Annotated in this window: 10 protein-coding genes; all 10 read right to left on the reverse strand. The window is 64.6% G+C overall.

Going from position 1 to position 9,448, the window contains the following annotated elements:
- On the reverse strand, window positions 1-265 hold a 265-nt coding region (locus tag ACIQ36_RS15065; protein WP_395830729.1), incomplete at its 3' end, for a LysE family transporter.
- A gap of 2 nt (window positions 266-267) precedes the next feature.
- Window positions 268-612, reverse strand: coding sequence for a VanZ family protein (locus tag ACIQ36_RS15070; RefSeq protein ID WP_395830731.1), 345 nt, complete (start codon window positions 610-612; stop codon window positions 268-270).
- Window positions 609-1,367, reverse strand: coding sequence for a polysaccharide deacetylase family protein (locus ACIQ36_RS15075; RefSeq protein ID WP_395830733.1), 759 nt, complete (start codon window positions 1,365-1,367; stop codon window positions 609-611). The genes ACIQ36_RS15070 and ACIQ36_RS15075 overlap by 4 nt, the downstream gene beginning before the upstream one ends.
- The gene (locus tag ACIQ36_RS15080; protein ID WP_395830735.1) at window positions 1,364-2,497 is read right to left on the reverse strand and encodes a glycosyltransferase family protein; all 1,134 of its coding nucleotides are present in this window, start codon (window positions 2,495-2,497) and stop codon (window positions 1,364-1,366) included. The genes ACIQ36_RS15075 and ACIQ36_RS15080 overlap by 4 nt, the downstream gene beginning before the upstream one ends.
- Window positions 2,494-3,048, reverse strand: a complete 555-nt coding sequence (locus ACIQ36_RS15085; RefSeq protein WP_395830737.1) for a histidine phosphatase family protein — start codon at window positions 3,046-3,048, stop codon at window positions 2,494-2,496. The genes ACIQ36_RS15080 and ACIQ36_RS15085 overlap by 4 nt, the downstream gene beginning before the upstream one ends.
- Window positions 3,045-4,181, reverse strand: coding sequence for a glycosyltransferase family 4 protein (locus ACIQ36_RS15090; protein ID WP_395830739.1), 1,137 nt, complete (start codon window positions 4,179-4,181; stop codon window positions 3,045-3,047). Before ACIQ36_RS15090 ends, ACIQ36_RS15085 begins: the two co-directional genes overlap by 4 nt.
- Complete coding sequence (locus ACIQ36_RS15095) at window positions 4,178-5,419, reverse strand: glycosyltransferase (protein WP_395830741.1); 1,242 nt, start codon at window positions 5,417-5,419, stop codon at window positions 4,178-4,180. Before ACIQ36_RS15095 ends, ACIQ36_RS15090 begins: the two co-directional genes overlap by 4 nt.
- 6 nt (window positions 5,420-5,425) lie before the next feature.
- Window positions 5,426-6,685, reverse strand: coding sequence for a glycosyltransferase family protein (locus tag ACIQ36_RS15100; RefSeq protein WP_395830743.1), 1,260 nt, complete (start codon window positions 6,683-6,685; stop codon window positions 5,426-5,428).
- Window positions 6,686-6,813: 128 nt separating this feature from the next.
- Entirely contained in the window at window positions 6,814-7,287 is a 474-nt protein-coding gene (locus ACIQ36_RS15105; RefSeq protein ID WP_395830745.1) for a cyclic nucleotide-binding domain-containing protein, read from the reverse strand.
- Between the two features lie 87 nt (window positions 7,288-7,374).
- On the reverse strand, window positions 7,375-9,448 hold a 2,074-nt coding region (locus ACIQ36_RS15110), incomplete at its 5' end, for an ATP-binding cassette domain-containing protein (protein WP_395830747.1).

Here is a 9,448-nt window from a genome sequence, read left to right on the forward strand (position 1 = left end):
CGGCAAGCCAAACGAGATAAAGGCAGCCCGCAAGCTGAGCGCTCGCAAACGCCGCCGGGTGCAGGCTGAAAACCCCATTCACCAGCAGCGCTGTTGCTAAAATCAACACCAAGGACGCCGCCGCCGTCCCCACCACCACGCGGAACGCCCCGCGCATTCCCCCGGCGAGCCCCGCCCGCACGACCAGCAGATTGACCGGCCCAGGGGTGAGCAGAAGAACGGTCACTGACGCGGCATAGACGGCAATCTGAGTGAAATCAGCCAAGCCTACCCCCGCCGCCGCACGAGGATCACCCCCCCCGCCAGCAGCGCCCCGATGCTATTCGCCGCGAAATCCTCCCACGAGCCATTGCGCTCGGGAACGAAACTTTGGGCGATTTCCACGAGGCCGCCGTAGGCAATCGCCAGCGCAATCGCCGCGATCCCGGTGCCACGGGTGCGGGTCGCCAGCGTCAGCAGCCCGGCAAGCAGCCCATAGGCCCCGGCGTGCAAGAATTTATCGAAGCCATATTCCCCCGGCGGGGCCAGGGAGGGGGCGAGCGAGCCGTAGAGCATAAAGGCGGCAAGGCCGAGCGCGGCCAGGGCGAAGAGGCGCGGCGGGAGAGCGATCATGCAAAAACCTCTTCCGGCGCAAGCCAGCGGGCAGCGGGATGGGCTTGGGTTAGGGCGAAGAATTCCGCCAGAAAATCATTCATCGCCCTATCATGCACGAGATGATGGGTGAGGAGACCTGTCGGCTCCTCCGTCACCGTTCCTCGGCGGCGGGCGTCGAGATGGCGAATGATTTCGGTCAGGGCAAAGTCGGCCCCGCGAAACACGCGGCCTTTTTTCCAGGCGATCGGGTCGCAGTGGCAATTCACCCAGCACAGTCCGGCAATCTGGGGGCGCGGGGCTTTCTCCGGCACGGGGTTGGAGGTGGAGAGGCCAACCAGCCCCTGCCCCGGCAGGATCGGCACGAGATCATCGCCGATGCGGTTCCACGGCGGCACGAACACCGGCAAGAAGGCATCGCCGAACGCCTCCTGAAGAATCTCCCGCCCTTCCGAGAGATCAAACAGCCGATCACTGAGCGGGCGGCTGGCGGGAAACTCTCCCGCCTTCGCCCCTTCGCCCGCGTGATTGAGATGGGCGAACCCATGCTGGAGCACCGTGCAATGAGCCCGCGCGACCAGCGGAATAAGATCGGGCTGGAGCCGCGCCGGGATCACCGCCAGCCCCAGCCTCGGCCCGGTTTTGGCGAGCGCCAGCAGGGTTTCGAGCGCGGGCGAGGGTTCGGCGGCGTCATCGTCGCGCCACCAGAAGGTCGCAACGCGCCCAGCATCGCCCCAACGGTCGAGTTCATTGGAAAAATCGGCCCAAGCGCTCATCGGGCCGCCACCCGCGCCGCCAGAATCGCGGCGGATGTCGGTGCCCCGTCCATCGCCAGATCGAGCGTCACCGGCGTCAGCGCCGCCGCCCGGTCCACCGCCGCCCCAAGGATTTCCGGGGTCAGCCCCTCGGGATCGACCGCCACCGCCCGCCCGGCTTCGGCGAAGAGCGCGGCCCGCAGCGTCTGTTCGGTTTCATCGCCCTCGGCAAAAGGAATCAGCACTGAGCGCACCCCCGTTTGCAGAATATCGAGCGCGGTATTATAGCCTGCCATGGAAATCGAGAGGTCCGCTCCCGCGAGCACGGCCCGGAAATCCGCACGGAAGCGTTCGACGATAACGCCCGCAGGCGCAGCGGCGCGCAAATCGGCCAGAACCGCTTCCTCCATCATCGCCCCGCCGACCAGCAGCCAGGAGGCATCGGCAAAGTGCGTGAACGGGCGCGACCGAAGGGCGGTCCACAGGGTTGCCGCCCCCACCGCCCCGCCGCCGACCGAAACGACGACCGAGGCGACTCGCGTGCGCGCGGCGGGCGGGTTGGGGGCGACGAAGCCGGTATAGGCTTTCTTCGCCTCAGGAATCCGCCCGCCGCTGGTAAAGCTGCGCTCCAGCGGCACAAGGCGCGGATCGCCGTGGATCAGCACCAGATCGATATAGGTTTCGACCAAACCCAGCACTTCATCGTGCCGCTTCGGCGGTTTATTGAAGACGAGAATATCGCGTAAGGAGGTCGCTACCAGCGGCGGCGTGGGCAGGGCTTTTGCGGCATCGAGCAACGGCACCAGTTCGAACTTCAACTGCCGCCGCGCGAAGGGGAAACCTTCGAGCAGAATCACGTCCGGCGCGACTTGCGCCAAGAGTGCCAGAAGCTGGGTGCGCCGCGCCTCCCGCCATGAATCATCGACCGGGGTGCCGTCCGGGTGGCGCAGGGTGCGGAAATCGGCGGCATTCACGCGCGCGGGCGGCAGATGCACGACTTCCGCCCCGCCCCAATCTTCCCCCGGCACCGGCTGGCCGCCGGAGGCGACCGTCACATCGTGCCCGGCCTGCACCAGGGCGCGCGCCAAGGCTTCCGCCCGGCGATGGTGGCCGACGCCTAAAAAATGCTGCACATGGAACAGAAGCTTCATTCCAAAGGCCCTTCGAACCTCAGCTTGCCCGCCGTGACCGCAAAGCGCAAGGCGACCCCCGGTTTGATTTTGGCGGGCGGCGGTCCGGTATAATCCCAGCCCGTCGCCAGCGCCAGCGCCGCTTCGATGACGCCGCGATGGGTGATCGCCACGGTGGGCCGGGCGAGGCGCAGCAACCAGGGCGAGAGCCGCGCCATGACCTGACGCGGGCTCTCGCCCCCCGGCGGGCACCAGTCGAGCCCGTCGCGCAGGCGCAGCGCCGCCGATTGGGCTTCGAGTTCAACGCGGGTGAGCCCTTCGAACGCGCCCGCGTCGCGCTCGATCAAAACATGCTCCAGCCGCGCCAGCATGCCGCGCAAAATGAGGCCGGTTTCAACCGCGCGCTGCAGCGGGCTGCTAATCCAATCCCAAGCCAGAAACTCTGGCGGCAACTCCCGGCGGCGCAGCATCTCGCGCCCCAGTTCGGACAAGGGCTGATCGACGCGGCCTTGCAAGCGTCCGGCTTCGGTCCAGGCGGTCGGACCGTGGCGAATGAGCAGTAGCGGGATCATCGCACCCCCAAATCGGTGAGGAGTTCGGCCAAACGCGCCGAGGCCGCCGGTAGCCCGTGATGGGCGGCGGTTAGCGCTAAAGCTGCCATACGGAAGGGGGCCGAGGCGGTGACAAGCGCGCCCCGCAGCCGGTCGGTGAAAGCCGCGACATCGCCAACCGGAGCAAGAAAGCCGGTTTCACCCTCGGCAATCAACGTCGGAATCGCCCCCGTTGCGCCCGCAATCACCGGCAAACCCGCCGCCTGCGCTTCGAGCAGCGCCATACCAATGGCCTCATTGATCGCGGGCCAGACCAGCCAGTCGCAGGCGGCATAGACGGGCGGCAGCGCGGTTTCGGGCAGCGCGCCGAGCCAATGCACGCGATTGCCGAAAGGGGCGAAAGCCGCTTCCAAATCGCGCCGCTTCGGCCCGTCGCCGACGAGGAGGAGCGACCAGGGCCGGTCTTGCAGCGGGCGCAGGGCCTCCGCCAGCAGCCGGAACGAAGCCTCCTTATCGCCCGCGCGCATCATGCCGACCGCCAGCAACCAGGGCTCCGCCGGGGAAAGCCCAACGCGCGCGGCAAGATCGGTGCGCGCCGCCTCGCGCGCTGCGGCGGCAGCCCGGTAGGGGGTGAGATCGAGAAACGGCGTCAGCGGCACCTGTTTTAATCCCGAAACCAAGCGGGCCAAGGCCGCCGCATCGACGGGATTAAGGCTCAGGCTCGCCGCCGCCCCCTGCAAGGCCGCCGCCACCGCCGCGCTCGCCGGGGCAAAGGCCCCCGTACGGTGTTTCGAGGTCAGCGAGGCTTCCGCGACCACATAGGGGATTCCCAGGGCTGCCGCCACGCGCGGGCCGATCCAATCGGGGGCTTTGTAGTAAAGATGATAGGTGAACCACAGGTCGGGCCGGGTTTCGGGATGGGCCGAATAGCGCCGCAACAGCGCATTAGCGGCCCGCCTGCCGAGGGCTTCAAAGCGCGCAGCTTTTGCGCCGGAAGGGTCGCGGCTGCGCAGATGACACGCGAGATCGACCGTGACGCCCGGAATCTGCCCGAGCGCGTCCATCAGCAACCGCCCGATGCGCCGGTCGCCGGACGGAACCGGATGATCCGGCGCTTTCATCGGCGCATAAAAGGCGATCCGGCAGGATTTCACGGGCTCGGCGGACAGAAAGGCGTAATCCGCCGCACCAAGTGATCGAGCCCCGGCGCGGTGCCGAAATCGGCCCGCACCCGTGCCTGCCCCGCCGTGCCCAACCGGTCGCGCAAGGTCGGATCGGTTGCAAGACGGGCCAAGGCCTCCGCAAGGGCAGCCGGGTCTTCCGGCGACACCAGCAGCCCGGTTTCCCCATCGCGGATGAGTTCGGGAATGGCGGAAACCGCCGTCGCCACGCAGGCAACGCCCTGGCTCTGCGCCTCCATCAGCACGTTCGGCAGCCCGTCGCGGTCGCCATCCGCCGCGATGCGCGACGCCAATACGAACAAATCGGCCTCCCGATAGGCGGCGAGCACCTCGGTTTGCGCCTGTGCGCCGCGCCAGGTGATGCGGTCAGTGAGCCCTAGTTCGGCGACGAGACTTTGCAGCGCCGCGCGGTCGCCGCCGCCGATATGGGTTAGGTGCCAGTGCAGCCCTGCGGGGAGTTGGGCCAGCGCGTGCAGAAGATCGTCATAGCCCTTTTTCGCCACCAGCCGCCCGACCGAGAGCAGCCGCACGGGCGCGGCAAGATCGGTCCCATCGCGGACTGACACGCGGGCGTCGGGGGGCGGAAAACGGTCAAGATCGAGCCCGTGGTAGACGAGATCGACCCGCGCTGGATCCTCGGTCAGCGCCTTCAGATGCGCAGCATTCGCGCCGGTGCAGGTGACGAGAAAGGCCGCATCGGCCAGTTTCTCGCGCTTCTCCCACGCGGGGATCGTCCAAATATCTTTCGCGTGGGCCGAGAGCGCAAAGGGCGTGCCGCGCATCCGCCCGGCATAGCGCGCCACCGAGCCCGGCGTATGCATGAAATGGGTGTAGATCAACGCGCGGTCAGCAGGCAGTTCGGTTGCCAGCACCAAAGCCTGCCCCCAGCGCCGCCCCCGGTTCGGGGTCGGGTCGCGCCGCCAGTCGTGCAGCCACTGCCACAAAGCGGCGCGATAGCCCGGCAAGCGTCGCGCCCGCCACCAGCCGCGCACGACCCGCAGGGGTTCCTGATAGAGATATTCCGGCAGATAGGTAACGGGCGCGCGGATTTGATCGTGGATCGGGTGGCGCTTTTTATCGGTCGGGTGACGCAGGGAGATGAGATGCAGCCGAAACCCCCGCTGCTCCAAGCCCAAAAGCTCCTGCGCGATGAAGGTTTCCGACAGGCGCGGATAGCCTTTCAGCACCACCGTTAGAACCGAAGGTGACACAATACCTCAGGCGCTCGCGGCGCGGGCGGCGGTTTCGAGCGGAAGCCCCGTGAGGCGGGCGAAGCGATGGGCAATCGCCTGATGCCCGTCAAGCAACCCCGGAATCACCACGGCCGAGGGGCGCGGCTGCTGCGGCAAGGCTTTCAGCGCATCGATCATCTGTTGCGGATCGGGGTGATCCTCGTCGTGGGCCAGCATCTGCAACAGCCCTTGCCGCGCCGCCTCGCGGGCGCGAATGAACTGCTCTAAGCGCGGGCGCGTGCGCGGCACGATCAGGCTGGGGCGGTCGAAGGAGAGAATTTCGCAGAAGGTATTATAGCCGCCCATTGCCACAATCGCCGTTGCCGCGATCATCAGGCGCTGCATGTCGGGGTCGAAGGTCAGCACCTCCACATGGGGCAGGCGCGCGGCGCGGGCTTCGATCTGCTGGCGCGATTCCGCGTGCATAAAGGGGCCGCAAACGATCAGCGCGCGCATCAGGTCCGGCGCATGCTCGTAAGCCGACAGCACCCAATCGACCAAGCCTTCGCCATCGCCGCCACCGCCGGGGGTTACCAGCAGGAACGGCTGATCAATGGGCAGCGGGTCGGCGGTCGCGGTGATCTCTTCCTGCCGCCATAGGTAGCTTGTGTACACAATCCGCTGTTCCACGGCGGGCGGCAGCGGTAGGCCTTGCAGGGGGCGATAAATCCGCTCCAACCCATAAACCCAGATTTCGCTGAAATAATCTTCCAGCGCCGGAACCGCGAGCTTGCGTTGCCACTCGGCAGCAAACGCTATCGGATCATCCATCACGTCGCGGACGCCTAAGACCACGGGCACGCCACGTTCCTTGAGGTACATCAGCGTTTCGGTCACTTCGCCGCGAATGCCCAGAGGCTCCTTATCGATCAAAAACAGATCGGGCTGGAACTCTTGCGCCGTTTCTAAAATCATCCGGGAGCGCGCTTCGATGGCCTCGCGGATATCGGCGGCGTCCAGCGCCTTATAGTCGCCGTTCGAGAGCTTAATGATGCCCGGCACCAGCTTGTAACGGACCCGCTCGTCGAAATCATAGGACGCAATAATGGGCAACCCCGAGAGAATTAACACCTCAAGATCGGGGAAGGTCTGCACCAGATTTTGCGCAATCGAGCGGCACCGCCGCAAATGCCCCAGCCCGAAGGAATCGTGGCTGTACATCAGCAAGCGTGGAGGCACCCCGGCACGCCGGGGGCGGAGCGCGCTCATCCCGATGCGGGATTGAACGCTTACATCAGGAGCCATCGCGTTACTCCGTTACCGTGTTCCCGAAGGCACGCCTTGGCCCATGCTGGCTGTGACCTTCAGTCATTCTGGCTCCTGACACTTCGATCCCCATGAACCGCAGGTTACGGCCCTGCGTGCTCGCTTTATTAGTGTTTGGCGTCACGATCGCCCGCCTGATCCCCGAGCACTTCCCGGAAATGTGCCGTCTGTCGCTCCAGGGCATCGGACAAATCGCGCATCACTGCAAGCGCAAAATCCGGCAGATCCCGAACCATTTGATGAAAAACATCTTTGGGTAGGCGCAGGCACTCCATCGGCTCCAAGGCGCGCACGGTGGCGGTGCGGCGTCCGTGCGCCAAAAGTGCGATCATGCCAACGATTTGATTCTGCGCAACTTCCCCCAGTTTGACCTGAGTTTCGCCGCCCTCCAGGGTTACTTCGGCCCGACCGGAGAGCAGCACGAACGCATCCTCCCCCTCCTCGCCTTGGCGGATGAACTCCTCGCCCTGCATAATATGCACCCGCTCCGAGGCGAAGCTGATCAGCTTCAGCCGTGCGGGGTCGAGATGCGAGAACATCGGGACCATGCGCAAGGTCTGCACTTCCTGCTGCAAGCCCATCCTGTTCAACTCCCCCGTTTGGCTCCGACAAGGTTGGCCTGACCCTAAGCTAACCCCGCCCCCGGCCTAGGGACAAGAGCTATAAGCTTAACCCGGCTCCTGCGGCTTTTCGTCTATGGTCTCGGGCCGGGCGAGGATATCGCCATTCTGCACCACGCTGGCGAAGGGGCCGTCGGCCACTATGCGGCCTTGGTCGAGCACCAGCACGCGCTCGAAGGCTTTGGCCAGGGCCGGGCGTTGCAAAACCCACACAATCCCCCAACCGGGTTCGGCCAAAACCGCTTCGATCAACTGGGTTTGCGCGGCTTGATCGAGTAGGGCCGCCGGATCGTCCAGCACCAGCAACGGCGGGCCTTTCAGCAAAGCGCGGGCAATCGCGACCCGTTGCCGCATCACGGGCGTCAAGCGCGAGCCGCCCACCCCGACGGGGGTTTGCAGGCCAACATCCACCGCCATATCCCCTAAACTATTCAGCAGGTCCAACCGTTCCAACTCGATGCGCATTAACTGGCGCATCCGGCTGTTAATCGCGTTCTGACCCGGCGCGAGCCGCCCGAAGAGAATATTGTCGATCAAGGAATTGGCCGGGCTAAACTTGGCCTCGTCGAAAAACTCCACCGCTGAGCGCAGATTTTCGGGCAGTTCCTGCATGAGGCGCGCGCGCGCCTTGACGATGCCCGCCATCAATGCCGCATCCACCGTATCCAAACGGTGCCGGGCCGGTGTGAGGCGCAGAATAAGGGTTAGGAAGCGCGTGCGGTCGGCGGGGGTCATCACGCCGTCGCGGCGAATGCGCGCCTCCACCTGCTCGAGATCAACCAACTCTTCCGCATCGACAAAACTGAACCTGCCGTAGAACTCGTGGGAGGGCGGCAGATCGCGGAAGATTTCCGACAGGGTTTGCGCGGTGGCGCGCCCGGCAATCACCAAAGCATCTTCAATGCCTTCCGCCTGCAACACGGCCCGAATCGCCGGATGCCGCGCGAGTCCATCGCCCTGGAAAGTTGGCCCAACCGGGGTTCCGAACAAAAGATTTTCGGCGAGTGTCGATTGCATATTGAAGCGATCCGCCGCGAAGGGCTCCACATAGCTCGCAACGCCGGGGGTCGATAGAAACGGGCGCACCGCCCGCCGCGTTTTGAGAATCAGCGCAACAATGTCGGGGCGCGCCAAGGGATCAACCCGTCCTTGCAACCCGAACTCCCGCACCTCGGAGAGCAGGCCGGTCATTTGCAGAACTTTGTGCAAACGGGCTTTAAAGGCCGTTTGCCCTTCCGCGCCGAACACGCTGTAATCGACCCAATCGCCCTCGCTCGAATCGATCGAATTGCCGGTGCGTGCGGCCTCCTTCTGGCGGGCGAGCCAGGCCGGATCGGTCGGGCCAACCGCCGGAGGCACCCACTGCACGCCATAGACGAGATTATCGTATAGGCTGCCGGAGCGCATGACCGTTTCCGACCCGACATAGCCAATCCGCCGCCCTAAATCGGGCATCGTCATGGTGAGCGGCGATGCGCCGCCGAGGGTAACGCGCCCCGTTTCCGGCACCGCGAGGCCGGCAAGAAGCTGCACGAACTCGTGCTTGCCGCCCGCATCCTGCCCCAGAACGGCCACGCGCTCCCCGGCGGCGAGGGTCACGGACACCCCGTCGAGCCTTTTGGTGCCGCCTTCATCGCTCAGGTTCGCGTTCGCAACGACAATATCCAGCGCCGTTTCGCCTAAAGGGGCCGGCACGCCATCTAAGGGCGCGCGGTCGGATGGGATCATGCCCATCGGATCGAATTGATCGACGACCTGCTGATACTTGATCCGCGAATCTTCCAAGAACTGATAATAGTCCAGCAGTTCGCGCCACGGGGCGTTCAAGTCCTTATACGCCGCGACAACAGCTAAAAGTGCGCCTAGGGATAGGCTACCTTGGATGACGAGATAACCGCCAATCGAATAAAAGAAAAACGGTGTAAGCTGTGCGATAAAATTATTCAAAAACTTAATAAAAAACTTCCATTTAAATATATCAAATCTAATCCAATAATTAATATCCATCATCTTGCCGAAAATAGCGAGATGGAAGCGGTTGGTTCCGTTGGTTTGAATCTCGCGTAAAGACAGCGCCGTTTCGGTAATTTCGTCCGAGAGTTCCCGCACCAAATGAATACGC

The organism is Elstera sp. (assembly GCF_044372965.1).
Classification (GTDB): Bacteria; Pseudomonadota; Alphaproteobacteria; order Elsterales; family Elsteraceae; genus Elstera.